This window comes from Sphingobium xenophagum NBRC 107872, assembly GCF_000367345.1.
GTDB lineage: Bacteria > Pseudomonadota > Alphaproteobacteria > Sphingomonadales > Sphingomonadaceae > Sphingobium > Sphingobium xenophagum.
In genome coordinates this window covers 154,282-181,147 of the sequence record NZ_BARE01000006.1, presented here as the reverse complement: position 1 = coordinate 181,147, position 26,866 = coordinate 154,282, and the positions used below count along the sequence as shown (strand labels likewise).

General features: G+C 63.6%; 24 protein-coding genes and 1 pseudogene. 14 read left to right on the top strand and 11 right to left on the bottom strand.

Features of this window, described 5'->3' with window-relative positions:
- Positions 1–119 precede the first annotated feature (119 nt).
- Positions 120–1,172 (top strand): phytase, encoded by a 1,053-nt coding sequence (locus SX1_RS03485; RefSeq protein ID WP_019051945.1) that lies wholly within the window; start codon positions 120–122, stop codon positions 1,170–1,172.
- An 88-nt stretch (positions 1,173–1,260) separates the two neighbouring features.
- Here SX1_RS03485 and SX1_RS03480 read toward each other — a convergent pair whose 3' ends face one another.
- Both SX1_RS03480 and queF read right to left on the bottom strand, forming a co-directional pair.
- Positions 1,261–3,924, bottom strand: a complete 2,664-nt coding sequence (locus SX1_RS03480) for a M1 family metallopeptidase (RefSeq protein ID WP_019051944.1) — start codon at positions 3,922–3,924, stop codon at positions 1,261–1,263.
- Between the two features lie 252 nt (positions 3,925–4,176).
- Positions 4,177–4,638, bottom strand: a complete 462-nt coding sequence (queF, locus tag SX1_RS03475; RefSeq protein ID WP_017181686.1) for a preQ(1) synthase — start codon at positions 4,636–4,638, stop codon at positions 4,177–4,179.
- Positions 4,639–4,727: 89 nt separating this feature from the next.
- Here queF and SX1_RS03470 point away from each other — a divergent pair, with 89 nt between their 5' ends.
- The 5 genes from SX1_RS03470 (at position 4,728) to SX1_RS03450 (ending at position 9,969) form a co-directional block, all read left to right on the top strand.
- Positions 4,728–5,978 (top strand): hypothetical protein, encoded by a 1,251-nt coding sequence (locus SX1_RS03470; RefSeq protein WP_019051943.1) that lies wholly within the window; start codon positions 4,728–4,730, stop codon positions 5,976–5,978.
- 74 nt (positions 5,979–6,052) lie between these two features.
- Positions 6,053–6,898 (top strand): sulfurtransferase, encoded by an 846-nt coding sequence (locus SX1_RS03465; protein WP_019051942.1) that lies wholly within the window; start codon positions 6,053–6,055, stop codon positions 6,896–6,898.
- A complete protein-coding gene (gene metC / locus SX1_RS03460; RefSeq protein WP_019051941.1) occupies positions 6,895–8,127 on the top strand; it encodes a cystathionine beta-lyase in 1,233 nt (410 codons plus the stop codon). The genes SX1_RS03465 and metC overlap by 4 nt, the downstream gene beginning before the upstream one ends.
- A 4-nt stretch (positions 8,128–8,131) precedes the next feature.
- Positions 8,132–9,412 (top strand): mechanosensitive ion channel family protein, encoded by a 1,281-nt coding sequence (locus tag SX1_RS03455; RefSeq protein WP_019051940.1) that lies wholly within the window; start codon positions 8,132–8,134, stop codon positions 9,410–9,412.
- A 44-nt stretch (positions 9,413–9,456) separates the two neighbouring features.
- Complete coding sequence (locus SX1_RS03450) at positions 9,457–9,969, top strand: sterol desaturase family protein (RefSeq protein ID WP_026149474.1); 513 nt, start codon at positions 9,457–9,459, stop codon at positions 9,967–9,969.
- 15 nt (positions 9,970–9,984) lie between these two features.
- Here the strand turns inward: SX1_RS03450 and SX1_RS03445 are convergent, their stop codons facing one another.
- Both SX1_RS03445 and SX1_RS03440 read right to left on the bottom strand, forming a co-directional pair.
- Complete coding sequence (locus tag SX1_RS03445; RefSeq protein WP_019051938.1) at positions 9,985–11,439, bottom strand: DNA recombination protein RmuC; 1,455 nt, start codon at positions 11,437–11,439, stop codon at positions 9,985–9,987.
- 29 nt (positions 11,440–11,468) lie between these two features.
- Complete coding sequence (locus tag SX1_RS03440) at positions 11,469–12,662, bottom strand: aminotransferase (RefSeq protein ID WP_026149473.1); 1,194 nt, start codon at positions 12,660–12,662, stop codon at positions 11,469–11,471.
- A gap of 415 nt (positions 12,663–13,077) precedes the next feature.
- Between SX1_RS03440 and SX1_RS22385 the strand changes: the two are divergent.
- Positions 13,078–13,354 (top strand): annotated as a pseudogene (locus tag SX1_RS22385) (transposase); the annotation flags it as partial.
- A gap of 164 nt (positions 13,355–13,518) precedes the next feature.
- On the opposite strand, the gene SX1_RS03430 reads toward SX1_RS22385, so the two are convergent.
- The 6 genes from SX1_RS03430 to SX1_RS03405 are packed head-to-tail and all read right to left on the bottom strand — an operon-like array spanning position 13,519 to position 19,594.
- Positions 13,519–14,301 (bottom strand): enoyl-CoA hydratase/isomerase family protein, encoded by a 783-nt coding sequence (locus SX1_RS03430; protein ID WP_019051934.1) that lies wholly within the window; start codon positions 14,299–14,301, stop codon positions 13,519–13,521.
- A complete protein-coding gene (locus SX1_RS03425; protein ID WP_019051933.1) occupies positions 14,298–15,368 on the bottom strand; it encodes a phosphotransferase family protein in 1,071 nt (356 codons plus the stop codon). Before SX1_RS03425 ends, SX1_RS03430 begins: the two co-directional genes overlap by 4 nt.
- Complete coding sequence (locus SX1_RS03420) at positions 15,365–16,804, bottom strand: DUF1254 domain-containing protein (protein ID WP_019051932.1); 1,440 nt, start codon at positions 16,802–16,804, stop codon at positions 15,365–15,367. Before SX1_RS03420 ends, SX1_RS03425 begins: the two co-directional genes overlap by 4 nt.
- Positions 16,801–17,961, bottom strand: a complete 1,161-nt coding sequence (locus SX1_RS03415) for an acyl-CoA dehydrogenase family protein (RefSeq protein WP_019051931.1) — start codon at positions 17,959–17,961, stop codon at positions 16,801–16,803. Before SX1_RS03415 ends, SX1_RS03420 begins: the two co-directional genes overlap by 4 nt.
- On the bottom strand, positions 17,958–18,710 hold the full coding sequence (locus SX1_RS03410) for an SDR family NAD(P)-dependent oxidoreductase (RefSeq protein WP_019051930.1): 753 nt from the start codon (positions 18,708–18,710) through the stop codon (positions 17,958–17,960). The genes SX1_RS03415 and SX1_RS03410 overlap by 4 nt, the downstream gene beginning before the upstream one ends.
- Positions 18,707–19,594: an SDR family NAD(P)-dependent oxidoreductase gene (locus SX1_RS03405; protein WP_019051929.1), complete on the bottom strand. Its 888-nt coding sequence runs from the start codon at positions 19,592–19,594 to the stop codon at positions 18,707–18,709. Before SX1_RS03405 ends, SX1_RS03410 begins: the two co-directional genes overlap by 4 nt.
- Before the next feature lie 169 nt (positions 19,595–19,763).
- On the opposite strand from SX1_RS03405, the gene SX1_RS03400 reads away from it, so the two are divergent.
- Positions 19,764–20,453: a carboxymuconolactone decarboxylase family protein gene (locus SX1_RS03400; protein ID WP_026149472.1), complete on the top strand. Its 690-nt coding sequence runs from the start codon at positions 19,764–19,766 to the stop codon at positions 20,451–20,453.
- 13 nt (positions 20,454–20,466) lie between these two features.
- On the opposite strand, the gene SX1_RS03395 is transcribed toward SX1_RS03400, so the two are convergent.
- Positions 20,467–21,219 (bottom strand): SDR family NAD(P)-dependent oxidoreductase, encoded by a 753-nt coding sequence (locus SX1_RS03395; RefSeq protein WP_019051927.1) that lies wholly within the window; start codon positions 21,217–21,219, stop codon positions 20,467–20,469.
- Positions 21,220–21,436: 217 nt separating this feature from the next.
- Here SX1_RS03395 and SX1_RS03390 point away from each other — a divergent pair, with 217 nt between their 5' ends.
- The 6 genes from SX1_RS03390 (at position 21,437) to SX1_RS03365 (ending at position 26,864) form a co-directional block, all read left to right on the top strand.
- Positions 21,437–22,054: a TetR/AcrR family transcriptional regulator gene (locus SX1_RS03390; protein WP_017181703.1), complete on the top strand. Its 618-nt coding sequence runs from the start codon at positions 21,437–21,439 to the stop codon at positions 22,052–22,054.
- Positions 22,055–22,056: 2 nt separating this feature from the next.
- A complete protein-coding gene (locus SX1_RS03385) occupies positions 22,057–22,854 on the top strand; it encodes a helix-turn-helix transcriptional regulator (RefSeq protein ID WP_019051926.1) in 798 nt (265 codons plus the stop codon).
- 66 nt (positions 22,855–22,920) lie between these two features.
- Positions 22,921–23,343, top strand: coding sequence for a Zn-ribbon domain-containing OB-fold protein (locus tag SX1_RS03380; RefSeq protein ID WP_026149471.1), 423 nt, complete (start codon positions 22,921–22,923; stop codon positions 23,341–23,343).
- A complete protein-coding gene (locus tag SX1_RS03375) occupies positions 23,340–24,488 on the top strand; it encodes a thiolase family protein (protein ID WP_019051924.1) in 1,149 nt (382 codons plus the stop codon). The genes SX1_RS03380 and SX1_RS03375 overlap by 4 nt, the downstream gene beginning before the upstream one ends.
- Positions 24,489–24,492: 4 nt before the next feature.
- On the top strand, positions 24,493–25,671 hold the full coding sequence (locus SX1_RS03370) for an acyl-CoA dehydrogenase family protein (RefSeq protein WP_026149470.1): 1,179 nt from the start codon (positions 24,493–24,495) through the stop codon (positions 25,669–25,671).
- Positions 25,672–25,688: 17 nt separating this feature from the next.
- Positions 25,689–26,864 (top strand): acetyl-CoA C-acetyltransferase, encoded by a 1,176-nt coding sequence (locus SX1_RS03365; protein WP_026149469.1) that lies wholly within the window; start codon positions 25,689–25,691, stop codon positions 26,862–26,864.
- Positions 26,865–26,866 lie beyond the last annotated feature (2 nt).

Genomic DNA, 26,866 nt, shown 5'->3' with positions numbered 1-26,866 from the left:
ATAATCCCCCTGTATTGTACAGATACATTGACGATCGAACTATCTCTTGTATCTAGCCCGTCTGCATGGGCCGCTAGGAGGCGTTGGTGACTATATCGCGAAACAAATATTACATTTCGATGATTCCCTATTTCACTTTTATTACACTATCGGCTTGTGCAACTGTCGAAACCGAAGTCCCGGTGTCGGTTCGCATCGCCAATGCCACGCCCGCCGTCTCCGTGACTGCACGCGGCGAGACTGCGCCGGTCGGCACGACCAATGCGGACGCGGCGGACGATCCCGCGATCTGGCGCAATGCCGCTGATCCTGCCGCCAGCCTGATCGTGGGCACGGACAAGAAGGCGGGTCTTTACGTCTATGGTCTGGACGGCAAGGTGCGCGACTTTCTGGACGCGGGCCGGGTCAATAATGTCGATCTGAAGGATGGGGTGACGATCAACGGCGAGCGCGGCATTCTGGTCGCCGCCAGCGACCGCAGCGCTGTTGCCAATGCCAAGATCGCACTCTTCCGGCTCGATCCGGCCACCGCCAAGCTGACCGCGTTGGGCAAGGTCGATGGCGGCGCTGGCGAAGCCTATGGCATCTGCATGGGGTCCGACGCTGACGGGCTTTACGCCTTCATCGTGCTGAAGGACGGGACGATCAATCAGGTCGCGCTCGACATGTCCGGCGCAGCGCCCATGGGTCGCATCGTCCGCACGCTCAAACTGGGTACGCAATCGGAAGGCTGCGCCGTCGATGACCGCACGGCACGCCTTTATGTCGCGGAGGAAGATGTCGGCCTGTGGCGTTTCGATGCGCGCGCGACCGGCCGGGCCACGCCCGTGCTGATCGCGGCGGCGGATGGCAAGAATCTGGTCATGGATGCCGAAGGCGTCGCCATCGCGCCCATGGGTCAGAAGGACGGCTATGTCCTCGTTTCCAGCCAGGGCGACAATGCCTATGTCGCCTATCGCCTGTCCGACGACGCCTATGTCGGCCGTTTCCGCGTGGTCGATGGCGCGATTGGCGGATCGGAAGAAACCGACGGCATCGAACTGATGCTGGGCGATTTCGGCCCGCAATTCCCCGGCGGGCTGTTCGTGGCGCAGGACGGCCACAACGCGGCGGCGGCGCAGAATTTCAAACTGGTGGCGTGGGACGATATCGTGAAGGCGCTGGGGCTGTAATGCCCCTCCCTTCAGGGAGGGGTTAGGGGAGGGACTGTACACGCCCTCCCCCGCCCCCTCCCGCAAGCGGGAGGGGAGCGATCAACTTTTACTTTTGGCCCGCAAACCAGGCCGCCAGCGGCGCCTTCAGCCGATTGCGCGTTTCGATCCGCGTCTTGATCGCGGCGATGGACCGATCCACCACCTTGCGCGATTCGGGCGTCAGATATTGGGTCGCATAGGCGTCCAGTTTGGTCGCCATCGCCGGGTCCGCCGATCCGCCACCCAGCCGCGCTAGCGCTTGGCTGCGCGCCGACACGTCGATCAGCGCCTCATATTGCGCCCGGTGCGCCAGCACATAATCGACCGCCAGCATCGGATGTTCAGCGCCGACCTGCGCGATGATCGCCGCGCTGGTCGTCTTGCCCGGCTCGTCGGTCAGCGCCAGATCGAGCGCCTGCTGACCCAGCTTCTCATCCTTGGCCGCGCCCAAAAGCGCGAACAGGCTGCTCTTTTCCAGATCGGTCTTGGCACCCTTGGCCATTGCGCGCAGCTTGTCCCAGGTTGCCTGGTCCGCATTCTTCGCGATGATCGCCAGCCACACATTGCGCAGCGGTCCGTCGAGCGCGGCGGGATCGCTCGCCAGCGCGGCAAAGCGACGGTTGGCTTCGGCGACCACCGCCTTGTCACCCATATCGCCCAGCGTGGAGACCAGCGCCGATCGCAGCACCGGCACCTGCGCGCCTTCGCCCGCCTTCGCATCATAGCCGATGGCCGTGAGCGCCGGGGTCAACTTGGCCGACGTATAGGCCGCGACCTGGCCCTGCGCCGCCTTGTCGCTTTCCAGCATGGCATAGGCACTGTCGAGATAGCCCGGCACCTCCGCCAGCACGGCGGGGCTGGCGGTCATCGGCACCGCGTCGATCAGGTCCAGCGCCAGCCCGATCGGCTGATAACCGGCCAGCCCCAGCTGGAAATTATCCGCCAGCAATCCGGTCTGGTCGATCGAGGCCAGCTTGGTGAAATCCTTGGCCAGCGCCTGCACATTGGCGGCGGGATAGAGCGAGCGATAATAGCCCGTCTGCCCCGCATTGACGACATAGGCGCCGCAACCGGGCAGCGTCATCTGTCCCTTGCCCTGCAGGATCAACCGCTGCGGCGCGCCGCCGATCGTCTGCGCCATCACCGGCACATTCCATTTCAGCGGCGCCTTGCCCTTGGCGTCGCGGCTATATTCGCCCTGGCTCAGGCTCAGCACCGTCTGCCCGCCCTGGCATTGCGCGCTTTCGACCGTCACCAGCGGGATGCCCGGCTGGCTGGTGAAATCATGGGCGATCGCGACCAGCCCCTTGGCGCCCGCACCTTCGACTGCCTTCCACAGGTCATCGGTCACGGTGTTGCCATAGGCGTGCGCCTTCATATAGCTGCGGATGCCATTCTTCCACACATCCTCGCCGGCAAAGCCCTCCAGCATAGTGATGACCGCCTCACCCTTCTGGTAGGTGATGGCGTCGAACGCCTGATTGACCTGATCGACCGTGGTGATTTTCTGCACGACCGGATGGGTGGTCGCGAGCGAATCGAGGCTCATCGCCGCCTCGCGCCCGTCCACGCGGGTCAGCAGCATTTCCCAGTCGGGTTGCAGCTTGTCGGTCACCTTGGTCGCCATCCAGCTGGCGAAACCCTCGTTCAGCCAGAGATCGTCCCACCAGGCCATGGTGACCAGATCGCCGAACCATTGATGCGCCATTTCATGCGCGACGGTTTCGTAGATGCGCCGCTTGGTCGCTTCGGATGTGAAGCGCGGATCGACCAGCAGCGCACGTTCGAAGGTGAAGATGGCGCCCCAATTTTCCATCGCGCTGAAAAACTGGCTCTGGCCCGGCCCGGCAACATTGTCGAGCTTGGGCAGCGGATAGGGCACGCCGAAATAATCGTTGAAATAGGGCAGGATGTTGACCGACGCGTCCAGTGCCAGCGTCGCCTTGCCGCTATTGCCCTTGCCCGTGATCACGCCCACTTCGGTCGCGCCCGACATCTTGGTCGCCCGCTCCAGTTCGCCAAGGCCGAAGAAGAGCAGGTAGGAGGACATTTTTGGGCTGGTGCCGAACGTCACCTGGGTCTTGCCGCCGCCCAGATCCTTGGTGGTTTTCACCGGCATATTGCCGACCGCCAGTTCGCCGGTCGGAATGATCGCGCTCAGATCGAACGTCGCCTTGTAGCTTGGCTCGTCCCAGCTCGGCACGAAGCGGCGCGCATCGGGCGCCTCGAACTGGGTGAACAGCGCGCGTTTCGCCTGGCCTTCATTATTGGTATAGTCGAGCGCGAACAGCCCGTTCGCCTGCGTGTTGATGACACCGGCATAGGTGATCGCCAGCTTATATTGGCCCGGCGCCAGCGGCTTGCCGAAATCCAGCGTCACGGTCTGCGCCTCGGCATCCACCTTGGCGCTGCCCTTCATCGCCTTGCCCTTTGCCGGGGTCAGCATGACGTCGCCAATGCTGAGGTCAGCGGCGTTCAGCACCAGGGTGGGCATCGCCTTGCTGACTGTGACGTCGATCATCACCTTGCCGGTGAAGGAGAGGTTCGCCGCATCGGGCGTCACTTCAATGGCATAATGGGTCGGCGCAGCGCCACGCGGCAATTGGGTGGTGATTCCGGCAGCGGGACCGGCGGCGGTACCGGCCGAAGAACCAGATTGCGCCAGCGCGGGCGTGGCAAGGGCGATGGGTGCGGCCGCGATCAGCAGCGGCAGGATTTTGGCAAGCGACATAGGATTTCAGACTCCGACACGTCAGACAGGCTTGGGTCCGATCGGACCGGCACCGTGATGAAACGCGGGATAGCCCGTTTCGCTGCATCGGTCACGCGATGACATAGCGTCGCGATGTCGCTGGTCGAACATTGTTGTGCGTTCGTCAAACAGTGGGAGGCGTATGCCGCCGCCCTCCGTTCGCCCTGAGCCTGGCCAAGGGCCGCAGAGCGACGAAGCTTCGACAGGTTCAGCCCGAACAGATCTGGTTCTTCATCCCCGCCCGCGATAGCCGGGCACATCCTGCGCGGGCAGCCATAAATCCTGCGGCGGCGCGCCCGATTGCCAGAAAACATCAATGGGGATGCCCCCGCGCGGATACCAATATCCGCCGATACGCAGCCAGACCGGCTTCATCTCCGTAAACAGCCGTTCGCCGATGCCCACCGTACAATCCTCGTGAAAGGCGGCATGATTGCGGAATGAGCCCAGAAACAGCTTGAGCGATTTGGATTCGACGATCGTGTCGCCGGGCGCATAATCGATCACCAGATGCGCGAAATCGGGCTGGCCCGTCACCGGGCAGAGCGATGTGAATTCCGGCGCGGCAAAGCGGACCAGATAATTGCGGCCGGGGCGCGGATTGGGGACATAATCCAGCACCGCCTCTTCCGGGCGGGCGGGCAGGGCGCTGGTCTGGCCCAGATGGAGCGGGGTCAAGGCAGGGTCGGTCATGGCGCTGCCCTACGCGATTGCACGGCTGGTGTCATCGGCTTCTCATTGTTCACTTGCGGTTCAGCCGCGCTTGTGCCTTGGCTCGGCCCATGGGGTATCATCGTTCGTTCCTGTTCGCCACGCCGTTGCTGCTTGCGCTGCCTGTTCATGCCCAACAGGCGGAGGACGCACCGCCGGTCTTTACCCTGCCCCCCACCAGCGCGCCGCAACCGGCCAATCCCAACCGGCAGGGACCGGAACTCGACGTGTTCCGCGCGCCCGCGACAACATCGGCCCCGCCGCCGGTCATAGCGCCGACGATCACGCCGACGCCTGCGCCCGCCCAGCCCGCGCCACAAGTTCCCGCTCAACGGACCGCGCCACCGCCTGCCCGCCCGTCGCGCGCTACCCCGGAACAGGCGGCGCCCCGTGCGGCAGCGGCAGCGGAACGCGCAGCGCCTGAAGCTGAAAGCAGGCCCACCGCCACTCCAGGGCCGGAACAGACCCAAGACCCAGCGCCGGAATCTACGCCCGCGCCGCAGCCTGCCCCGACGCCTGCCGCCAGTGCGCCAGAAGAAGCACCGCCGCCCCCCGCGAACGCGAACACCACGCCCTGGCCGTGGATCATCGGCGGTGCGCTCTTGCTGCTGGCGCTCGCCGCCTTCATCCTGCTGCGCCGCCGTCGCCCGACTGCACCGGATGCGGCAGAGGTGGACATCGCGCCGCCCGCGCCTGTTCCGGCTCCCGCCCCGCCCAAAGCCGCGCCTGCGCCAAAGCCCGCGCCGACGCCCGAACCCGCACCCGAACCTACACCCGCCGCCGCGACACCCGACGCACCCGATCGCCCATGGCTGGACATGGCGCTGGATCTCAGCCTCGCGCGCTATTCGCTGGTCGGCATGACCGTGGGCTATACGCTATTGCTTCACAATCGGGGCGACACACCCGCGCAGGACGTGCTGGTGCGCGGCATCATCGGCAATGCAGGGGCGCAGCAACAGGCGCTGCTCCAGTCCTTCTTCGCCCAGCAAAGCGGGCTGCCGCTCCATTCCGCCATGGCGATCATGCCTGGCGAAACCCGGCGGCTGACCGGCGAGTTGCGGCTGATGCCCGACGAGATCGTGCCGGTGACGATGGGCCAGCGCAGCCTGCTGATCCCGCTTGCCGCCTTCGACGCCAGCTATCACTGGGGACCGGATGGGGGCGAGCCGCAAGGACATGGCCGCACCGCCCGCGCCTTCATATTGGGTCAGGAGCAGGAGCCGCCCGCCGACCGGCTTGCCCCGTTCCGCCTCGATCAGGGACCACGGCAATATCGCCGCCCCGCCACCCGCGCCGCAGGGGAACTGGTCCCGTCCTGATCCCCCTTTCCAGCCCAGCCTGCGCGCCCTACTAATAGCTTGTAGCGCCACGAAATCAGGCCAAAGGGCATTGCATGGACATTCTCGTTTCGACCGACTGGCTGGCCGCAGAACTGGGCAAGCCGGACCTTTGCATCCTCGACGCCAGCCTGTTCCTGCCCGGCACGCCGCGCGACCCGCGCGCCGAGTTCGAGGCCGCGCATATCCCCGGCGCGGCCTTCATGGACCTGCCGACCCTCAACGACCCCGACGATCCGACCCCCGGCATGCTGCCGCCAGACACGCTGATGACGCAGCGCGCGCAGGCGCTGGGCATCAACGCCGACAGCCGCGTCATCGTCTATGACAATAGCCCCACCCACAGCGCGGCGCGCGGCTGGTGGATGGTGCGGCTCTATGGGCTGGGCGCATCGGCCGCGATTCTGGACGGCGGCCTGCCCAAATGGGTGGCGGAGGGCCGCGCGACACAGAGCGGCCCCGCCACCCCCGCAACCGGCAACGCCATCGCCCACCGCGCCCCCGGTCAGGTCCGCACCAAGGCCGACCTGATCGCCAATCTGGCAAGCCATGGCGCGCAAGTGCTGGACGCGCGCGGCGCGGGTCGCTTCACGGGGGAAGAGGCCGAACCGCGCCCCGGCATGGCATCTGGCCATATCCCCGGATCGCGCAACCTGCCCTCCGCCGCGTTATTCAATCCCGACAACAGCATGAAGACGGGGGACGATCTGCGCCAGTTGCTGCAGGACGCGGGAATCGACCTGGACCGCCCGGTCATCACCACCTGCGGCAGCGGCGTGACCGCGGCGATCCTGCTGGCGGGCCTCGAAATGCTGGGGAATCGCGACGTCACCCTTTATGACGGCAGCTGGTCCGAATGGGGCTATGATCCCGCCACGCCCAAGGCGACCGGCCCGGCATGAGCAAGGGGGGATCGGACAAGGACGCGCGCAAGCCGCTGACCAAGCTGGCGCAGGCGGGGCGAAAGCCCGAATGGACCGGCATGCCCGGCCAGCCCGGCGCGATCGTCAGCCCGCCGGTCTGGCGCGCGTCGACCATCCTTTATGATGATGTCGCCCATCTGCGCCGCGCGGCAGGCAGCAGCACGCATGAGCGGCTGTTCTACGGGCGCAAGGGGACGCCGACGGCCTGGAGCCTCGCCGACGCGCTCACCGAAATGGAACCGGGCGCGGCGGGCACGATGCTGTTTCCGTCGGGCGTCGCGGCGATCGCCTGCGCGCTGATGGCAGTGCTCAAGCCCGGCGACCGGCTGTTGATGGTCGACAGCGCCTATGACCCGACCCGCAACTTCTGCACCCAAATGCTTGATGGTTACGGTATCGAAACGATATTTTACGATCCGCTCGATCATGTTCAGCTTAGTGTCGCCTTAGCCGATGAGAGGGTCCGCGCCCTCTTCCTGGAAAGCCCCGGCAGCCTGACCTTCGAGGTGCAGGACGTGCCCGCCATCACCGCGCTCGCGCGCCAGCATGGCGTCACCACCCTGGCCGACAATACCTGGGCGACGCCGCTCTATTTCCCCGCACTGTCCCATGGCGTCGACATCTCGATCCTGGCCTGCACCAAATATATTGTCGGCCACAGCGACGTCATGATGGGCAGCATCACCGCCAACGACCAATGGTTCGCCAAAGTCCGGCAGACCGCCTATCTGTTGGGACAGATGGTCAGCCCCGACGACGCCTGGCTCGCGTCGCGCGGGCTGCGGACGCTCGGCGTACGCCTCAAACAGCATCAGGACAGCGCGCTTGCCGTTGCCCGGTGGCTGAACGATCAGCCGGAGGTCGCCCGCGTCCTTCACCCCGCTTCGCCCGACTGCCCCGGCCATGCCCTGTGGCAGCGCGATTTCAGCGGATCGACCGGCCTGTTCAGCTTCATCCTGAACGGCGGCGACGATGCGGCCCGCGCCGCCCTGATCGACGGCCTGGCCCATTTCGGGATCGGCTATAGCTGGGGCGGCTTTGAAAGCCTGGCCCTGCCGATCGATCCCGCCCGCTACCGCAGCGCGACCGTCTGGCAGGCGCAGGGACCGGCCATCCGCCTTCATATCGGACTGGAAGATCCAGCCGACCTGATCGCCGATCTCGCCGCCGGCCTTGCCCGTTTCCGCGCCGTCCGCGACGGGGCGTAGGGCGATGCTATCGGGCATAGACTGGCTGTTGGCCCGTGTCCCCGACGACAGCGGCATCATCCATCCGCTGATCGCACTGGCGTTCGCGCTGCTGCTCCACCTGGCCGCCGCCGGGTGCGCCCGCTTCATCGGCCCCCGCCTCCAGCCGCGCGCGCAGGTCATGGGACCAGCCTTCGCCCTGCGGCTCCGGGCGATGCTGCGCTATGCCATTTCCGCTTTCATGATCGGCATCGCCGCCGCCTTCTGGCCCCATGATTCGGTCGGCCACCTGGTCCTGGGCATCGGCCTTGGCCTCTCGGTCGCGCTGCTCGCCGTCTATGCGCTGCGGACCCTGGCCATTCCCCGCTGGGCGGTATTGCCGCTGGCGCTCCTGCTGTTCCTCAGCATCGTATCGGGCACCAGTGGCGGCCTTGCCCCGGTCGGCGCGATGCTCGACACGGTCGGCATCAGCCTTGGCAAGCGGCGCATCACCCTGCTTGGCCTGCTTTCCATCGCCGCGACCTGCGTCGCGCTCTTCGCGCTCGTCCGCCTCGCCAACCGGTTGATCGGGCGATCGATCGACCATACGCAGGGCTTCGACCCGACCCAGAAGCTGCTGGCGCAAAAGCTTGCCGCGATCGCGGTCATTGTCGCCGCCTTCTTCATCGGCGTCGACCTGCTGGGCATAGACCTCACGGCCTTTGCCGTCTTTTCCGGCGCGCTGGGCCTGGCCGTGGGCTTTGGCCTGCAAAAGACGTTCGGCAACCTGATCGCGGGGATCATCCTGTTGATGGATCGCTCGATCAAGCCGGGCGACGTCATCGTTGTCGGCGACAGTTTCGGCTGGGTGAACAAGATCGGCGTCCGTGCCGTCAGCGTCATCACCCGCGACGGCAAGGAACATCTGATCCCCAACGAAAATCTGATGACGCAGGAGGTTGAGAACTGGTCCTATTCCAACCGGAACGTGCGCGTCCGCATTCCCGTGGGAATCAGCTATGATTGCGATCTTGCGCTGGCGCAAAGCCTGATGCGGCAGGCCGCGCTCGATTGCCGGCGGGTGCTGCGCGAACCCGAACCCAATGTCTGGCTGATCGGCTTTGGCGACAGTCGCGTCGATCATGAGATTCTGGTGTGGATCAGCGACCCGGAAGGCGGCGTCAGCAATGTGAAGTCGGACGTCCTCAACCGGCTGTGGCACCTGTTCAAGGATAATGGCATCATCATCCCTTACCCCCAGCGCGTGATCCACGCCGCCCCGGTGCGCCCGGCCTCGCCCGGCCCCGACCTTTCGTCCACCTCGTAGCTTTACGGGTCGCGCCAGCGCGCCCGCCCGCCTATATGGATGCCATGTCGATCCTGCTGCCAGCCCTCGTCTTTCTAGCGACCGTCATTGCGATGGAGGGCTTTGCCTATGTCATGCACCGCTGGGTGATGCACGGGCCGGGCTGGTTCCTGCATGCCAGCCACCATCGCCCGCGCTTGGGATTGTGGGAGGCCAATGATCTCTATTTCGTGATCTTCGCCCTGCCCTCCATCATCCTGCTGCTGGGCGGGGTGCAATGGGGCTGGGGCAATCTGGCCACCGCTTGCGGCGCCGGGATCGCGGCCTATGGCGCAATTTACCTGGGCTTCCACGACATCATCGTCCACCAGCGGGTGAAGAACCGTTATGTCGCCCGTTCTCCCTATATGAAGCGCATCGTGCAGGCGCACCGGCTGCATCATGTGGTCGAGACCAAAGAAGGCACGGTCAGCTTCGGGTTTCTCGTGGCCCCGCGCCCGGAGGATCTGAAACGCGAACTTGCCAGCCGCAATCGGGCGGGCGTGCGGACAGCGACTGGCGCAGCGAAAGGCGGCTAACACAACAATGTCTATTTACTCCGCCGCGTCCGGCAACGCCCGCAGCGCCTCGGCCGAAGCTGGATCACGCACCAGCGCATCGACCGGCGCCAGTTCCTCCAATTCCTTGCCGCCCGTCTCGATATTAAGGTCGCGCAGCTTGCGCCCGGTCACCAGCACCCGGCTTTCGAAGCTGCCGACAAAGGCATTATAGTCGCCCACCGCGCCGTGCAGCCGGTTGCCAAGCTTCTTGAGCGATGCCGCCGCCGCCGCCAGCCGCTCATATAATTCCTTGCCCAACTGGCCGACCTGTCGCGCCTGATCCTGCAACTTGGCCTGCCGCCAATGCCCCGCCAGCGTCCGCGCGAGCGGCAGGAAGGTCGCCGGGCCACAGATGATGACCCGGTTTTTCGCCGCCCGTTCCCACAGGTCCATGTCCGCCTCCAGCGCGGCGGTGACGAAATTATCGCCCGGCACATACATGATGACGAAATCGGGCGCCTTGTCGAACTGCTCCCAATAGGCTTTGCGCCCCAGCGCGTCGGCATGGGTCCGCATTGCGCGGGCATGGTCGGCCATATGCGCGTCGCGAAGCGCGGGATCGACCTGATCGACGGCATTGAGATAGGCGACGAGCGAACATTTGACATCGACCACCATCTGCTGGTCGCCGGGCAGGCGGATGATGAAGTCGGGGCGCAAACGGCCATCCTCGACCGTCACCGAAACTTCCTCGCTGAAATCGACGAAGGGAGACAGGCCCGCCGTTTCGATCAGATTCTTGAACTGCTGTTCACCCCAGCGACCCCGCGTCTTTGGCGCGGCGCGCAGCGCATTGACGAGCTTGGCGGTTTCTTCGCGGACCTGCCCCTGCCCCAGTTGCACCTGGTTTACCGCCTCGCGCAGTTCGGCATAGCTGCCGACGCGATCCTTCTCGACCCGCTGGAGGCCTTCCTCATAGCGTTTGAGCGTCGTTTCGACCGGGGACAACAGCGTCTTGAGCTGCGCCTCGCTCTTCTCGTTCGCCTGGGCAAACCGCTGGTCGGCGCGATCGAGGAAGGTCTTTTGCGCTTCCCCCAACAGCTTGCCGCCAATTTCGCTGAACTGGGCCGACAATTGCTCCTTGGCGTCGCGAAGCGCTACGATCTGCGCTTCGAACGCTTCCGCCCGCGCCTGCGTATCCGACTGGAGCGCCGCCAGATCGCGCAAGGCTGCCTCGCGCTCGGCCTGCGTGGTGTCGAGCCGCTGGGCAAGCGCGGCCTGCGCCGCTTCCAGCCGCTGCGCCGATGCCGCCGCCTGCGCCACCCGCTCCTTCTCCACCGCCAGTTCGCTGATCGCTGCGTTGCGCTGACTGACCGCCATCTCCAGCCGGCCCGCAAGGTCGGTTTTCTCCGCCATCAGCGGGCCAAGCGCCTTCCCGCGCAGCAGCCAGCCAACCGCCAACCCGATGAGCAACGCAACGACAATCAACAGGATCGGCAGGATTTCCATGAGCAGCCCTTCTGGAACGAAAAGGGAACTTAGCGCCCTTCGCCAGACCCTGCAACCACCCGTCGGCGAAAGTCGGCCAGTCGCGCAACCGCCTCATCCAGCACAGCATCCGCCTTGGAAAAGCACAGACGGACCAGATGGGTGACGGGTTCGTCGGGATAGAAGGCGGAGATCGGGATCGCCGCGACCCCGGCGTCGCGCACGATGCGCTCGCAAAATTCGCGATCGTCCATGGCGATGCCGCTGGCGGGCAGATCGAGGCAGACGAACCATGTCGCCTGGCTGGGCAACAGGACAAACCCTGCCGCCCGCAGTCCCGTTACCAGCCGGTCACGCGACGCTTGATAGTCTGCACGCATCGCGCCGAACCATTCGGCCGGCTTGGCCAGCCCCTTGGCAACCGCCCATTGCAGGTTCGGCGGCGTGGTGAAGGTGAGGAATTGGTGCGCCCGCGCCAGCAGCGTGACAATCGGCGGCGCGGCGCACATCCATCCCACTTTCCAGCCGGTCAGGGAGAAAATCTTGCCCGCCGATCCGATCTTCACCGTCCGCTCGCCCATGCCCGGCTGCGCCATCAGCGGGTGGTGGCGCAAGCCGTCAAAGGTCAGATGCTCCCACACCTCGTCGCATATGGCGATCAGGTCGCGATCGACGCAGAAGCGCGCCAGCAGCGCCAACTCGCCGTCGCGCAGGACGATGCCGGTCGGATTGACCGGATTGTTCATCAACAGGAAGCGGGTGCGGGGTGACGCCGCCGCCTCCAGCGCCGCTTGCGTGATCCGCCACTCCGGCGGGGTAAGCCGCACGACCTTCGCCACACCCCCAGCCCGCTCGATCAGGGGCAGATAGGCGTCATAAAGCGGGGCCAGCACCAGCACCTCGTCGCCCGGCTGCACCAGCGCCAGCAAGGTCGCGGCAATCGCCTCGGTCGCACCGGACGTCACGATGACGTCCTGCGGGGTCAGCGCCAGACCTTGATGCGCCGCATAATGGCTCGCCACCGCAGCGCGCAGTTCCGGCAGACCAGCCATGGGCGGATATTGGTTGGACCGGCTGAGCAGCGCGTCGGCCGCGACGTTCAGAATATCCGCCGGTCCCGGCGTGTCGGGAAAACCCTGTCCCAGATTGATCGCCCCGGTTTCACGGGCGAGCGCCGACATCTGTTCGAAAATGGTGGTCGGCATGTCCCGATAGACGGGATGGCCAAGAGCGGCGCCGGTCATGTCAGTCTCCACCGCTGCGGCAGCTTGCGCAACCGGGGTAATCGGTGCCGTCCGATTATTCCCACTCGATTGTTCGGGAGCATATCAAGATATTGAATTCATTGTGGAGAATATCTTTCCCCAAATGGTGCCGACCTGGAGTCCGTAGCAATGCTATGCTGTTGATATCGCTGAGTTACTTTCAAAGACATCCGCAAACCATCTATCGGCTAATATCGTCCGGTCCTGATCCATTCCAGCCCTGACGGTTGACCCCCGATTGCGGCGAAAAATATCGCGAGCGCTAGCGGGCCGGTTAAGCGACCCTGATATTCGTTCGCGCTTGATAGCACCATTTTGAGAGCATCTGACTAGCGGTCAGGACCCATTGATATGACTGGCTCGATCTGATTCAGGCTTCGCGAGGAGATTGAAGATGAGCAACCTGCATTGGCTGACGGACGCCCCGAAAGCCATGGCAAACTGCGTGTTGACGATCGCCGGGTGTTGAGCGGAATCAATTTCGTCAACCGGAATGGGTTGCGCTGGAGGGATGCACCGAAGGACGACCGGCCGCACAAGACGCTTTACAATCGCTGGAAGCGGTGGGTTTCCTTCGGATGATGGAAGGTCTGGAAGCGCCTCAGGCTTCCGAACGCAGGACGGTGATGATCAACGCGACCTATCTCAAAACTGTCCTGAGCATGTCGAGTTCGACATAAATACGAATCAGATGCCCGACGAATGGTGGAACGGTCCCGTCATCCGGATTGGGTGGAAAGTTGAGTTGCTTAGGCCTCAAGACAAGTGCGCAGACCTGTCGAACCAGATACAATGCTCATCGGAATTATGACGTGCTTTGCCCATCAACACGCAACTAGACAAAATGGGGTGATCGCTTCGCCAGGAATGCGGCGACGCCTTCCCGGCCTTCGACTGCACCGGCGGACTTAGCGATCGAGGCGGCCTCGCGATCCAGTTGGTCGTGCAAGCCAGCGTTCGCCGATTCCATCAGCAAGGCGCGGCATCGGGCCAGGGCGCGGACTGGCCCCTTTGCCAGCGCCGTCGCAACCGCGGACGCTTCGACATGCAGTGCATCGTCAGGGACCACGCGCGTAACAAGGCCGATGGATACCGCTTCCTCCGCACCGATCCGTCGATTGGTGAACAGCATCTCCTGCGCCCGCCGCATGCCGATAAGCTGTGGCAGCCACCATGATGCGCCGCCGTCCGGCGTCAGTCCAACAGCGCTGTAGGCCGAAGTAAAATGGGCAGAATCGGCAGCAAGTGCGATATCCCCCATGATGGCAAGACTTAGCCCCGCGCCGGCGGCAGGCCCATTGATCGCCGTGACCAGAGGCTTTTCCATCGTGGCAAGCCGATAGATGCCGGCGTGGAAACTCCGCGCGAGAGCGCCAACCGCCGCTTCGGCATCGTCGCCAGCTGCAGAGAAGGCGTCAATGTCGCCACCGACGCAAAAAAATTTGCCGCTTCCGGTAAGGACGACACATCGTATCGCAGGGTCTGCCGCGCATCGCTCCGCCAGTTCATGGAGACGCAATGCGAATGCGGGATCGACCGAATTGCGCTTGTCCGGCCGCGCCAGCGTCAGCCATGCGACGCTGTCCTGGACGTTGAGCGTGATGGCCGGACTGCTCATCGGGCACCTGCTTTTTCCGCCTGCTGCCACGCAAGGCGCATAAGTTCCGGCAGCACCGCAACGCGCTCACGGGCCTGCGCGGAGGAGGCATTGCCGCGGATCACCCTGCCCTTGATGCCATGAAAAATCGCCGCGAGCCGAAAGAAATTGAAAGCCATGTAAAAGTCGTACCCCGGCATGTCCGCTAGTCCCCTGCGCCGACAATAGGCGGCGAGATAGGCCTCTTCATCGGCGATACCGAGTGCGGCCGGGTCCTGCCCGCCAAGCCCCGCGACGATATGGGGTGGCATGCGGTACATCATCGCATGATAGGCGAAGTCGGCGCCCGGATGCCCCAGGGTGGAAAGCTCCCAGTCGAGCACCGCCAGCACGCGCGGCTGCGTTGGGTGGAAGATCAGATTATCGATGCGAAAGTCGCCATGGACGATGCTCGTTTCTTCACCCGGCGGGATATGGAGGGGGAGCCATTCCACAAGACGGTCCATATAGGGATCACGGCCTGCCTCTGCATCTTCGGCATATTGGCGGGACCAGCGCGCGATCTGCCGTTCGAAATAATTGCCGGGCCGGCCATAGTCCGCCAGCCCGGCTGCGACATGGTCGATACTATGAAGATCTGCGATCGTCGCGTTCATCGCATCGAACAGCGCGGATCGTTCAGCGGTTGATATGCCCGGAACCGCTGCGTCCCAGAAGATGCGCCCTTCCACCATGTCCATGACATAGAATATGGTGCCGATAATGGCTGGATCGCTGCACAGGCCATGGACGGTGGCGACCGGGAAACCGGCGTGTGCAAGGCCGGTCAGCACGCGTGCTTCCCGATCGAGCGCATGGGCGCCCTTGAGCAAGGGGCCGGGCGGCTGCTTGCGCAAAACATAGGTCTTGCCGGGCGTGATCAGCTTGTAGGTCGGATTGGACTGGCCACCCTTGAACTGCTCTAAGCCGAGCGGTCCCGCATAATCGGCAACATTGGCGCGCATCCACAGGTCCAGCGCGCCTAGGTCCAGTTCGTAACCAGGGCGAACGGCGGCGGTGCCGCTATTGGCATCGACCAAAGCGCTCATCGCTCGCCCTGCTCCTGCGCAATGGCCGGCGGCAACCAATGGCCGTCGAGCATTTCCGGTTTTGGTCCATAGGCGCGAATGACGACGAAAAACGGCCCGGCCGGAGCGGGAAGCCAGTTCCCGCCGACAGGGGCTTTGTGCTGAATCCGGATGTCGATCGATCCATCCTTCTGCACCTTCAACCCCTTGGTCCGATCGCTTACCAAATAGCGGTTCAAAGGATTGGGATAGAGAGCGAATGTCTTTGCGTCGTATAGCGTGACGGACCAGAAGCTGTTGACGGGTGGCGGTGTTTGCAGCCGGAGCGTGTAGCGGGACGACGCGCCATCCAGCACCGCGCCCTTACCATCGACGAAAGTCGTGTAGGAGGCATTTTCTTCGCGCACATTCGCGCCCAGCCCCGCGATATTGATGACGGACCGGCGGACATAGTTGAATCCATAGACGCCCTTGTTGACCTTCATCCAACCAGTGCCGGTGGGTTCGCCCAATTGCGACTTGGCACGGGTAAGCATGGCCAGCGCCTCTGTATAACCGCTTTCAATCGCCGCCCGCGCCGAAGGGCTCAGCGCGGCGGGATCAAACCCCTTGTCACCCAATATGCCGATCGGCCGGAAGCGCGATACCAGCGCGTCCTCACCCGGCTGCCAGCCATCGGCCCGAAGAACATAGTCGAGAACGCGAAGATAGCCGATGGCCCCCGGCGCAGGCGGCGGCGGGGCTGGAATGCCGGATTCGTTCGCCATTCCAACGCCATGCGGACCAATAATCCTGACCGCGTCCTGAAAGGCCCGCGCCTTCTGCACATCGCTGTCGGACTGGGCGAAGGCGCGCATGAGTATCCAGAGCTGGGGCGTGGCCGCCCGATATATGCGCACGCCTTCGGGCGGGGTTCCACTCCAGTCACGCGGGACCAGCAGAAAACGACCGCCTTCAAATCCGATCGTCCGGTTGCTCAGATTGCTGGGATTACCGAAGATGTCGAAGATGTTGAGCGTGAAATATTTGAGCTGCGTCGCCGGAATATCGATTTCGACCGGCCCCTTGCTGAGGTCGATCCATGCGGTCGAATAGAGCGTATCGGTGTTGGGAACCTTGAACGTGGCATAGTCAGGCCCGGCAAGGTTGCGATCATGGGCGAAGCGGTTGAAGCCGGTGTAGTTGTCCGAACTGCGATCGAACACCTGCCGATAAAGCTGCTCATAATGCAGATAAGCCGACATGCCATAGACGGTCGCATCGAACGCGATGGTGTGAAGCAGGGCGGCGCGGTCCTTCTCGTCCCTTGGCAGCAGATCCTCGCCATAGCCGGATTGCGTGGCGGGGGCTTCGGGTGCGGCAAAATTCCCAGCCTGACCATGTAGCGACGTCGATGCCAGGAGTGGCAGGAGCAACAGCAGCGATTTCGCGGCGCGCGCATATCGTCCGGCGATCATGCCTGCCCCCCCTTCCAGTCCCGCTTTATCTTTTTGGCGAGGCTCCATTTGTGGACCTCGGTTGGACCATCATAGATACGAAAGGCACGGATTTCCCGGAACGCCTGCTCGACAATAGTGTCGCCAGACACGCCTGTTCCGCCCATCACCTGAACGCATCGGTCAGCGACACGGAACAGCGCGTCCGACACGGCGACCTTGGCCATCGAGCTTTCGGCGGTGCCGAGCGATCCGGTGTCGAGCACGCCCGCGCACCAGTCGATCATCAGTTCCGCCTGCTTCAGATCAATGAGATTGTCCGCCAGCATGAAGCCGACGCCTTCATGATCGACGAGCGGCTTGCCAAAGGCATGGCGACGGCAGGCATAGTCCGTCGCGATTTCGTGCGCGCGCATCGCAAGCCCGAGCCAGCGCATGCAATGAGACAGCCTGGCGGGGCTGAGGCGGATTTGCGCATAGGCAAAGCCTTCACCGCTCGCGCCCAGCATCTGGTCCGCCGACACGCGCAGGTCCACAATGTCGACTTCCGCATGCCCGCCGGGCATTGAACTGTCGATCGTATCGATCACGCGCACTGTTCGGATGGCAGGGTCGGGCAAGTCGACCAGGAACATGCATGCGCCATCGTCGGATCGGGCCATGACGATGCCCACGCGCGCACCATCCGCGCCGGTGATGAATTTCTTGCGGCCGTTGATCACCCAGTGATTGCCATCCAGACGGCAGGTCGTCTGCATCATCGACGGGTCGGACCCTGCCCCCCCGGTTTCGGCAGGCTCCGTCATGAAGAAGGCCGATCGCGCTTCGCCACTCACCAATGGTTCAAGAAAGCGCGATTTCTGTTCCGCGCTCCCGACCTTACCCAGCAAATACATGTTGCCCTCGTCAGGCGCGGCCGTGTTGCACGCGAGCGGACCGAGAGGCGACAGCCCCGTCTTTATGAGGACGATGGCTGTCTCCCGCTGCGTCAGATGCGACCCGTCTTGCAGGATATGCGGCGTGAGAACGCCCGCCATGTGCGCCTTTGCGCGCAACTCCCTGACCAGTGCATCCTCCGGGCCATGGAAACCCAGCCGACTGTCCTTTTCATAGGGGATTACTTCATTGCGGACGAAGGCTTCCACCTTCGTTGCGATGGCCATGGCTCGATCGGTCATTGTGCGGTGCTCCCCCCATCGATCACCAGTTCGGCGCCCGTCATGTAACGGGATTCATCGCTTGCCAGGAAAAGGATCCCGTCCGCGATCTCCTCCGCCTGCCCGATCCGGCCAATCGGGACGTCCGCCAGCAGGGTCTTGGCGATCTCCGCATCGGCATAGGCCGGCGCGGTCAGGGGCGTGGCGATGTGGCCGGGATGAATGGAATTGGCGCGTACCCCATTGCCGGCCTCCGCGCATTCAATCGCGGTCGCCTTGGTGAACATACGAACGCCCCCCTTCGCGGCACTGTAGGAACCGGTGCCGGCGCCGGCCACGATACCGCGAATCGAGGACATGTTTACGATCGCGCCATGACCGGAGGCAGCGAGCAAAGGCAGCATATATTTTGTCCCCAGGAACACGCTGTCCAGATTGACGGCCAGGATCGACCGCCACTGCGCCAAAGTCGTGTCGGCAATGGACGCGAATTTGCCGAACCCGGCGTTGTTCACCAGAATGTCTAGTTTCCCGAACCGTGCGCCGATCCTATCGGCAAGCGCCGCCCATGCCTGCTCGTCGGTTACGTCCATCGTCGCCATATCATGCCCGTCACCGCGCAGCGATGCGCAAGCCGTCGACAAGGCGTCGCCGTTGCGGTCCGCCAACACGACTTTCGCGCCCTCCTCCGCAAAACGCCGGGCCGTAGCGAGCCCGATGCCAGAGGCGGCGCCGGTAATCAGCGCGATCCGCGAGTCCAGCCTGCTCATAATTTTTCCTTATCCAGATCAGCCTTGCCTTCGCTGAGTGAGATCAAACTGTCGAACTGGGGATTTTCCCGGTTCAAAATGGCTTGCGTCCTTTGTGCGATCGCCCCGTCGTACCGCGCGGAGGTGAAGACGTAGAACTGATCCTTGCGGATACCGTCAAATGCCTCCGCGGCGACCTGTTCCGGAGACGGCGCGTTCTGGAACAGCTTGTCGGAAATAGACTGAAATTCGGGCGCTTCCACAGGGCGCCCAAGGGCTGATCGCAAATGGGCGGGCCGTGATCGCTCGGCCTCGTAAATGCGCGTCGCGACCAGACCAGGACATAGCATAGTGACACCGATCGGAGCATTGCGCGCACGCAGACCGGCATACAGGGCTTCGGTAACGCGCACGGCAGCATGTTTTGACGCGCCATAGACAGCCGAGCCTTCGCCACTCACGAACCCGGCGACGGATGCGGTATTCAAGATATGCCCCGACCGTCCCTCTGCCAGCATCCTGGGCACGAAGCTGCGGATGCCGTTAATTACGCCATCCACGTTCACGCCAAAAGCCCAGCGCCAATCCTCCAGCGCATATTCCCAGACGGGCCGGTGACGCCCCCCAGGCACGACGCCGGCATTGTTGCACAGCAAGGATACCTCACCAAAACGGGACCAAGCGCTGTCGGCAAGAGCCTGGACCGCCTCCGGGTCGGCCACATCGGTCCTTTGGAGCATGATTGCCGAACAGTCGATGGTCGCTGCTACCGCTTCAAGGTCGGCAAGATTGATGTCGGCAAGGACCAGGTTCATGCCCTCTTGCGCGGCGACATGCGCGAGCGCCGCGCCGATGCCGCTGCCCGCGCCGGTAATGACTGCCGTCCGGCCCTTGAAGTCTTTCATCGGGAGCGTACTCCTCTCATGTCGGCCGAATTGGATCGGCCCGTTATAGGGTGCGATGTAGTCGACCGTCCGGTCGGACGTCAACCACCTATGGGACAGTTGACCCCGCGCACGAAGCGGCATAGCCATGTTCAACCGACCGGACGGTCTGTATTTTATCGGAGAGACGATGTCTGATCATCTACCCACCCTCGCCAGTCTGGGCCGCCTGCGTCGCGACGCGCCGAAAACGGTCGCGGGCTTCCGTCGCTGGCGCTCCATCATTGATAGCGATGGCGCCGTTCCAGCAAAGGTGAAACGATTGTTCGTGGCCTGCGCAGCCACGGTGAAAGGCTATGGGGAGCTTGCAGCGCGGGAATTGGCGGCAGCGCAGGCGGCCGGGCTGACCGAGGCGGAAGCCGGTGCGGCGATCGCGATCCTGGCTAGCGTGCGCGGTGAGGGCGCGTCGTTGCGTTTCCATGCTCTTTTTTGCGAGATATATTCCGGAGCCGCAGATCCCGATTGGCCCGACGACGACATGATCGTGGAAGAGGGCGCAGCAGAGGCCAACTTCCTTCAATATTTCGGCACGATGCCGCCATCCTTGGCCAAGCTGTTGGAGGTCAAGCCGCTGGGTGCCGACGCATATTATCTGATGCGCGAGGGCACGTTATCAGGCACCGCGCTGGGGCCGATTTACGCCGAGTTGCTGCTCGTCACCGTGCTTGTCGCCGACTATAGTTCGTGGGCGTCCGTGCACATGAAAGGCGCGCGCACCGCAGGCGCCAGCGAGGAGGCGGTAGCGGAAGCCGTGATCTGCGCTGTGCCGACCGCCGGCCTCTCCGCTTGGGTGATCGGCGCGACAGCCATGGACGCCTGAAAGACGCCCCCGTTCAAAGGCCGCTTACGAGATGCCCGCCATCCACGGCGATGACGGAACCTGTCATGTAGCGCGACTGATCGGAACATAGCAGCAGCAGCGGCCCATCCAGATCCTGCATCTGACCCAGCCGCTTTTGCGGGATGCGCGAGATGAGTCGCTGGCCCGCTTCTGACGCGAAGAAATCCCGGTTGAGGTCTGTCTCGATATAGCCGGGCGCTAGCGCATTGACCCGGATGTCGAGCGTGGCCCATTCCAGTGCGAGCGCCTTCGTCAGCTGGATAAGGCCGGCCTTGCTGGCGGCATAGGCTGCCAGTCCCTTGGACACGCGCTCCCCAAGGATAGAGGCCACATTGACGATCGTGCCACCCCTGCCCCGCATTGCTCTCGCGGCCTGTTGGGCCACAAGGAACGCGCCGGTCAGATTGGGCTGAAGCACCTGTGCCCATTCGGTCGCGTCAAGATCGAGCGCCGCACGGGTATGCGCGACGCCCGCATTGTTGACGACGATCGAAAGCGCGCTTGGGATGTCCCGTTCAATCTGCCCAAAGGCTGCCATGACCGCCTCCGGATCGGTCACGTCCATGGCGACAGGGATGCAAGCTCCGCCCTCCTGCTCAATTTCATCGGAGAGCGCGCGAAGCGCGTCGATGCGGCGCGCCGCAGCCAAGACCGTTGCCCCCTCCCGCGCCAGCAGGCGAGCGAAATGCCGGCCCAAACCCGAACTGGCGCCGGTGACCAGCGCTGTCTTGCCTTCAAGTTGCATTGTTCGCGTCCTTATGCTTGCAATCCTGTGATCCAGCCGTCATCCCTAGAACGAACCGACCAGACGGTCGACTTACCTTTTGGAGAGGTGGGATGCATCCGCTCGGTCAGTTGGGTCATCATCGATTGTGATCCGGCGACCGTTCGGGCTATCCAATGGCCAGAACGAAAGGCGTCGGCCAGGCTGACCGGCGCAGACATAGGGAACAAAGCCGACAATGGCGCGACAAGCAGCAAAGAAACGGCAGACGACTGAAGCGCATGACGAAAAACGCAATGAGATATTGAGGCATTGCGCGGCGCTGTTCGACCGGGTCGGATATCACAAGGCGTCAATGCAGATGCTCGCCGACGAGGTAGGCCTCGGCAAGCCGACCCTTTATCACTATTTCCCAAGCAAGAATGCCATTCTCTTTGCGATGCACGATGCGCACATGAGCGCGCTGCTGGCCGGACTGGATGGCGAGGGAGAGTCGGACGATCCGCTCGATCGCCTGCGCGCCGCCTGTATCGACATATTGCGGCAGATAGCCGAGCATCCGGGTTATGTCCGGGCCTTCATGGATCATTATGAAGATCTTGAAGGCAAGATGCGCGACCATATCCGGACGCAACGCAACGCCTATCTTCAGCGGATGCGCGGGATTATCGAACAGGGGATCGCAAATGGCCATTTCCGGCAATGCGATCCCGGCCTTACCACGCTTGGCTTCCTGGGCATGTGCAACTGGGCCTATAAATGGTATCCTCCACTGGCGAAGCGCAGGCCACCCGAAGATGTCGCCGACGCCATCTGCCAGCCTTTCTTCGAGGGGCTGAGCCTCAAGAACCACTGACCATGTCCGCAACCAACCATTCCTGCACGATGCCGTCCCGCGATTTGATCGACGCGGTCCGCTTTTCGGAACCTGGCGGCATAGCACCGGCGGCGGAGCGGCTGCGCGACGCCGTGACGGAGATTTGCGGGCTAAGCACGGCAGTCACGCACAATGTGGCTTCACGCGAACCAATGCGCGACGACAATGGGGCTATTCTTGCAAGCGAGATATTCGGCTTTCGTGGCGCCGAATCGCGCTGGTGGGACGTCCCCCAACTCGCCCTTTCCTCCCCGATCGTTCACGCATGCCGGGTGGAAGCCGAACCCTTCTGGTGTAACGCGCACGGCTTTCGAACCCGCCTGCCCAACCCGCTGCTCGACATCATCGATCTGCACGATTTCCGCATCCGGGCAATGACGGCGGCGGCGATCGTGGTTCCGATCCACCTGCCATTCGGACAGATCGGCGCGGCGAGTTTCCTGTCGCCCGATCCGGAAACCAATGACCTATCCGATGCCTATGTCCGCGCCGCCGATACACTGGCGGTGCTGGCCCGCGCGTTCGTGCAAAGCTATGTCAAGGTGACGGCGCGCGCGAGACCGGGTCTGGGGAGCATATCGCTGACAAAGCGCGAAGTGGAATGTCTGCGCTGGGCGGCTGCCGGAAAGACGAACGAGGAAATCGGAATCATCCTGGGCCTGCAACGCACGACGGTGCGGTTCCACATCCGTTCGGCGTCAGTAAAGCTGGACGCCGTTAACCGCGACCAGACGATGTTCAAGGCGGCGCAGCTCGGCTTTCTGGGGATGATCAACTAGCCGCTGTCGCATTGGTCAGAAGCCGACCGAACGGTCGGGCGCTATATCTTCGGAAGGAGATAAGCCGTGCCCGAAACGATGTCCATTCCGATCGCCGATGACCTGATCTGCCCCTATGGCGCGGGCATTGCCCTGCTTGCATCCCGCGATCGTGCGACCGGTCGGCTCAGCTTCCCGGCGCGGCCAGCGAATGACACGCGCTACGCCCAAGTGGTGCTGCCAGGAACCGGCCGGCTTTGGTCGTGGACGGTGCAGCGGTTTCGCCCCAAATCGCCGCCTTATGCTGGCCCGGAAGCGTTTGAGCCTTACGCTGTGGGCTATATCGAACTGGACGACGCCTTGATCGTCGAGGCCCGCCTGGTCGACGTGGCATTTGACGCTCTGGAAATCGGCATGGCAATGCGGGTCGTCCCGCTGCCGTTCATGCTGGCGGACGGCACGTCGCGCACCAGCTTTGGCTTCGCTCCCGATAAGGGCGCACAGGCATGAGCGAGGATGTCTTCATCGTGGGCGTAGGAATCCATCCCTTTGGCCGTACGCCGGGCCTGTCGGGCCTTCAGCAGGGCGTGTTCGCCGTCCGGCAGGCGCTCGACCGTGCGGGGCTCTCATGGCCCGATGTCCAGTTCGCCTTCGGTGGATCGGACGCAGCCGGGAATGCGGACACGATGGTGTCGGAACTGGGGCTGACGGGCATCCCCTTCATCAATGTTGCCAACGGATGCGCGACTGGCGGTTCGGCCATGTTCGGTGCCTACAGCACGATAAAATCCGGCGAGTTCGACCTTGGGCTGGCCGTGGGTTTCGACAAGCATCCGCGCGGCTCCTTTTCCCCTCTGCCGGCGGATTGGGGATTGCCGGACTGGTATGGTGAGACGGGGCTTATGCTCACCACCCAATTCTTCGCCATGAAGATCCGGCGCTATATGAGCCTGTATGGCATAACGCCGCCTATGCTGGGCGCGGTCGCCGAAAAGGCGTTTGCCAACGGCGTTCTGGCCGACCATGCCTGGCGGCGCGAAGCCGTCGACATCGATACGATCCTCAATTCGCAAATGGTCAGCGATCCGCTCACCAAATTCATGTTCTGCTCGCCGGGAGAAGGCGCTGTGGCGCTGTTGCTGGCCAGCGGCAGAAAAGCCCGCGAACTTGGCCTTCCGGCCGTACGGCTACGCGCCGCAGCCGTTCGCACCCGGCCTCCTGGCTCATTCGAGGTATTCTCGCCAGCGCTTGATCTGGAGCGGGGCGGATCGCCGACCAGCGTGGCGTCCCAGGCGGCCTTTGCCATGGCGGGGGTCGGGCCGGAGGATATTGATATTGCGCAGTTGCAGGACACCGAAGCGGGCGCCGAAATCATGCACATGGCCGAAAACGGCTTTTGCGCGGATGGCGATCAGGCCGCATGGATAGCAGAGGGACGCACGCGGATCGATGGCCGCTTGCCAGTCAATACCGATGGCGGGTGCCTCGCCTGCGGAGAGCCGATCGGCGCATCGGGCCTGCGCCAGGTCTATGAAAATTATGTGCAATTGACCGGACAGGCCGGCGCGCGGCAGGTGCCCGGCAAGATTCGCCTTGGCTACAGCCATGTCTATGGCGCGCCCGGTGTTTCCGCCGTTGCGATCGTGGAACGCTGAAGCGATGGATCTGGCTCTTACCGATCAGCAGTGCGCATTCCGGGACGATGTTCGCGCATTTCTGGCATCTTCCCTCTCGGCGGGGCTGCGACGCGGGGCGGCGCTGACATCGGGCGTGTTCGCCGAACCCGATATAGCGCGTGAATGGCAGGCGATCCTGGAAGCCAAGGGATGGCTCGTCTATCACTGGCCGACGGAGGCGGGCGGGCCGGGATGGACGCCGATCCAGCGCTGGATATTCGAGAAGGAATGCGCGGACGCAGGCGCGCCGGTCCTGCCGGGAATGGGCCTGAAGCTGGTGGGGCCAGTGCTCTACACATTCGGCACACAGACACAGAAAGACCAATATCTTCCGCACCTGCGCACAGGTGAACATATATGGGCGCAGGGTTTTTCGGAACCGGGATCAGGCTCCGACCTTGCCAGCCTGCGGACCCGCGCTGTGCGCGACGGCGACCATTATGTCGTGTCGGGCCACAAAATCTGGACGACGCAGGCCCAATATGCAAACCGGCTGTTCGCTCTGGTCCGCACCGATACCGAGGTAAAGCCGCAGCAAGGCATCAGCTTCCTGCTGATCGACATGGCCTTACCAGGCGTGACGGTAAAGCCGATCCTCAGCGCATCGGGCGATCATGAACTGAACGAGGTGTTCCTCGACGAAGTCCGGGTGCCGGTTTCGGAGCGCGTTGGCGAGGAAGGGCAAGGCTGGTCGATCGCCAAATTTTTGCTGGAAAACGAACGGGGCGGCTCCAGCTTCGCCCCGCTGCTTCTGGCTGATCTTGAACGATTGCGCGCATCGGGAGGGCCGCTGACCGGCGAACTGGCCCATCGCGCCATTCGCCTTCAACTGGAGGCAGAAGCGCTTGAGATGACCGAGTTGCGGACGGCGATGGAGATCGAGCAGGGCGCAGCGCCTGACCCGCGCAGCCTGATCACCAAGCTGTTGGCGTCCGAAATCCGGCAAGGTATCGAGGCGTTGGCGGTCGACGCCTTTGGCCTGGCCGGCCTTCAACTACCCGTCCAACGCCCATTTTATGGCGAGGACGTGCCGACCCCTGTCGAGTCGGCCCAGGCTCAGATCGCGGCGGCGCGCTACCTCAACGCCCGCGCCTGGTCGATTTTTGGCGGCACCAGCGAAATTCAGCTCACACTCATCGCGAAGGCCGCGCTCGGCCTTTAGACAAAGAAGGATGCATCATGCCTGAAGCCTATATCGTTTCCGCACGCCGGACCGCCGGTGGCCGCCGCAATGGCCGCCTTGCCGGTTGTCATCCAGCCGATCTGGGCGCACTGATACTGGATGCGCTGGTGGCGGACGCGGGTGTCGATCCTGCGGCGATCGACGATGTCATCATCGGCTGCGTCAGCCAGGTGGGCGAGCAGACATTCGCCTTCGGTCGCAATGTCGTGCTCGCTTCAAGCCTGCCCGACAGCGTCCCGGCCGTGACGATCGACCGGCAGTGCGGATCATCCCAGCAGGCGGTGCATTTCGCAGCGCAGGCGGTCATATCCGGCCTTCAGGACATCGTCATTGCAGGCGGCGTCGAAAGCATGACGCGCGTGCCGATGGGATCAGCCATCACATTGGCCAAGTCTGGCGGTATCGGCGCCAATCCCTTCTCCCAAGCCATCCAGCAGCGCTATGGCGTTGCGATGTTCAGCCAGTTTGACGGTGCGCAGATGATCGCCGACAAATATGACTTCACCCGCGACGACCATGACCGTTTCGCGCTCGCCAGCCATCAGAAGGCGACCGCAGCGATGAAGGCGGGCGCTTTCGACCGGGAGATCGTGCCGGTGCCCATCGTAACTGCGGACGGCGAGCAGGCGGTGCATGATCGCGACGAAGGGGTGCGGGCCGATGCATCACTGGAGTCGATTGGCTCGGTCAAGCTGATCAGCGAGGGAGGCACGCTGTCCGCCGCCGCTGCAAGCCAGATTTGCGACGGCGCTAGCGGTGTGCTCGTCGCATCCGAAGCGGCGGTTCGGGCGCATGGTCTGACGCCCATCGCCCGCATCGTCAATCTGGCGGTGACGGCTGGCGACCCGGTGATCATGCTGGAGGAACCGATCCCTGCAACCCGCCGCGTTCTCGATCGCGCGGGCATGACGATGAAGGACATCGACCTGTTTGAAGTGAACGAAGCCTTCGCATCCATCCCGCTGGCCTGGATGAAGGCACTTGATGCGGACCCGTCCAAACTGAACGTCAACGGCGGCGCAATCGCGCTGGGTCATCCGCTCGGCGCGACCGGCACGAAGCTGATGGCAACGCTCATCCATGCGCTCAAGGCGCGCGGCCAACGTTACGGTCTCCAGACCATGTGCGAAGGCGGCGGTATCGCCAACGCCTCGATCATCGAGGTGCTCTGAAC

Excerpts from the sequence above, each read along its gene's own strand:
- SX1_RS03485 (WP_019051945.1), top strand. The coding sequence starts at position 120 with ATGATTCCCTATTTCACTTTTATTACACTATCGGCTTGTGCAACTGTC.
- SX1_RS03480 (WP_019051944.1), bottom strand. The coding sequence starts at position 3,924 with ATGTCGCTTGCCAAAATCCTGCCGCTGCTGATCGCGGCCGCACCCATC.
- queF (WP_017181686.1), bottom strand. The coding sequence starts at position 4,638 with ATGACCGACCCTGCCTTGACCCCGCTCCATCTGGGCCAGACCAGCGCC.
- SX1_RS03470 (WP_019051943.1), top strand. The coding sequence starts at position 4,728 with ATGGGGTATCATCGTTCGTTCCTGTTCGCCACGCCGTTGCTGCTTGCG.
- SX1_RS03465 (WP_019051942.1), top strand. The coding sequence starts at position 6,053 with ATGGACATTCTCGTTTCGACCGACTGGCTGGCCGCAGAACTGGGCAAG.
- metC (WP_019051941.1), top strand. The coding sequence starts at position 6,895 with ATGAGCAAGGGGGGATCGGACAAGGACGCGCGCAAGCCGCTGACCAAG.
- SX1_RS03455 (WP_019051940.1), top strand. The coding sequence starts at position 8,132 with ATGCTATCGGGCATAGACTGGCTGTTGGCCCGTGTCCCCGACGACAGC.
- SX1_RS03450 (WP_026149474.1), top strand. The coding sequence starts at position 9,457 with ATGTCGATCCTGCTGCCAGCCCTCGTCTTTCTAGCGACCGTCATTGCG.
- SX1_RS03445 (WP_019051938.1), bottom strand. The coding sequence starts at position 11,439 with ATGGAAATCCTGCCGATCCTGTTGATTGTCGTTGCGTTGCTCATCGGG.
- SX1_RS03440 (WP_026149473.1), bottom strand. The coding sequence starts at position 12,662 with ATGACCGGCGCCGCTCTTGGCCATCCCGTCTATCGGGACATGCCGACC.
- SX1_RS03430 (WP_019051934.1), bottom strand. The coding sequence starts at position 14,301 with ATGAGCAGTCCGGCCATCACGCTCAACGTCCAGGACAGCGTCGCATGG.
- SX1_RS03425 (WP_019051933.1), bottom strand. The coding sequence starts at position 15,368 with ATGAGCGCTTTGGTCGATGCCAATAGCGGCACCGCCGCCGTTCGCCCT.
- SX1_RS03420 (WP_019051932.1), bottom strand. The coding sequence starts at position 16,804 with ATGATCGCCGGACGATATGCGCGCGCCGCGAAATCGCTGCTGTTGCTC.
- SX1_RS03415 (WP_019051931.1), bottom strand. The coding sequence starts at position 17,961 with ATGACCGATCGAGCCATGGCCATCGCAACGAAGGTGGAAGCCTTCGTC.
- SX1_RS03410 (WP_019051930.1), bottom strand. The coding sequence starts at position 18,710 with ATGAGCAGGCTGGACTCGCGGATCGCGCTGATTACCGGCGCCGCCTCT.
- SX1_RS03405 (WP_019051929.1), bottom strand. The coding sequence starts at position 19,594 with ATGAAAGACTTCAAGGGCCGGACGGCAGTCATTACCGGCGCGGGCAGC.
- SX1_RS03400 (WP_026149472.1), top strand. The coding sequence starts at position 19,764 with ATGTCTGATCATCTACCCACCCTCGCCAGTCTGGGCCGCCTGCGTCGC.
- SX1_RS03395 (WP_019051927.1), bottom strand. The coding sequence starts at position 21,219 with ATGCAACTTGAAGGCAAGACAGCGCTGGTCACCGGCGCCAGTTCGGGT.
- SX1_RS03390 (WP_017181703.1), top strand. The coding sequence starts at position 21,437 with ATGGCGCGACAAGCAGCAAAGAAACGGCAGACGACTGAAGCGCATGAC.
- SX1_RS03385 (WP_019051926.1), top strand. The coding sequence starts at position 22,057 with ATGTCCGCAACCAACCATTCCTGCACGATGCCGTCCCGCGATTTGATC.
- SX1_RS03375 (WP_019051924.1), top strand. The coding sequence starts at position 23,340 with ATGAGCGAGGATGTCTTCATCGTGGGCGTAGGAATCCATCCCTTTGGC.
- SX1_RS03370 (WP_026149470.1), top strand. The coding sequence starts at position 24,493 with ATGGATCTGGCTCTTACCGATCAGCAGTGCGCATTCCGGGACGATGTT.
- SX1_RS03365 (WP_026149469.1), top strand. The coding sequence starts at position 25,689 with ATGCCTGAAGCCTATATCGTTTCCGCACGCCGGACCGCCGGTGGCCGC.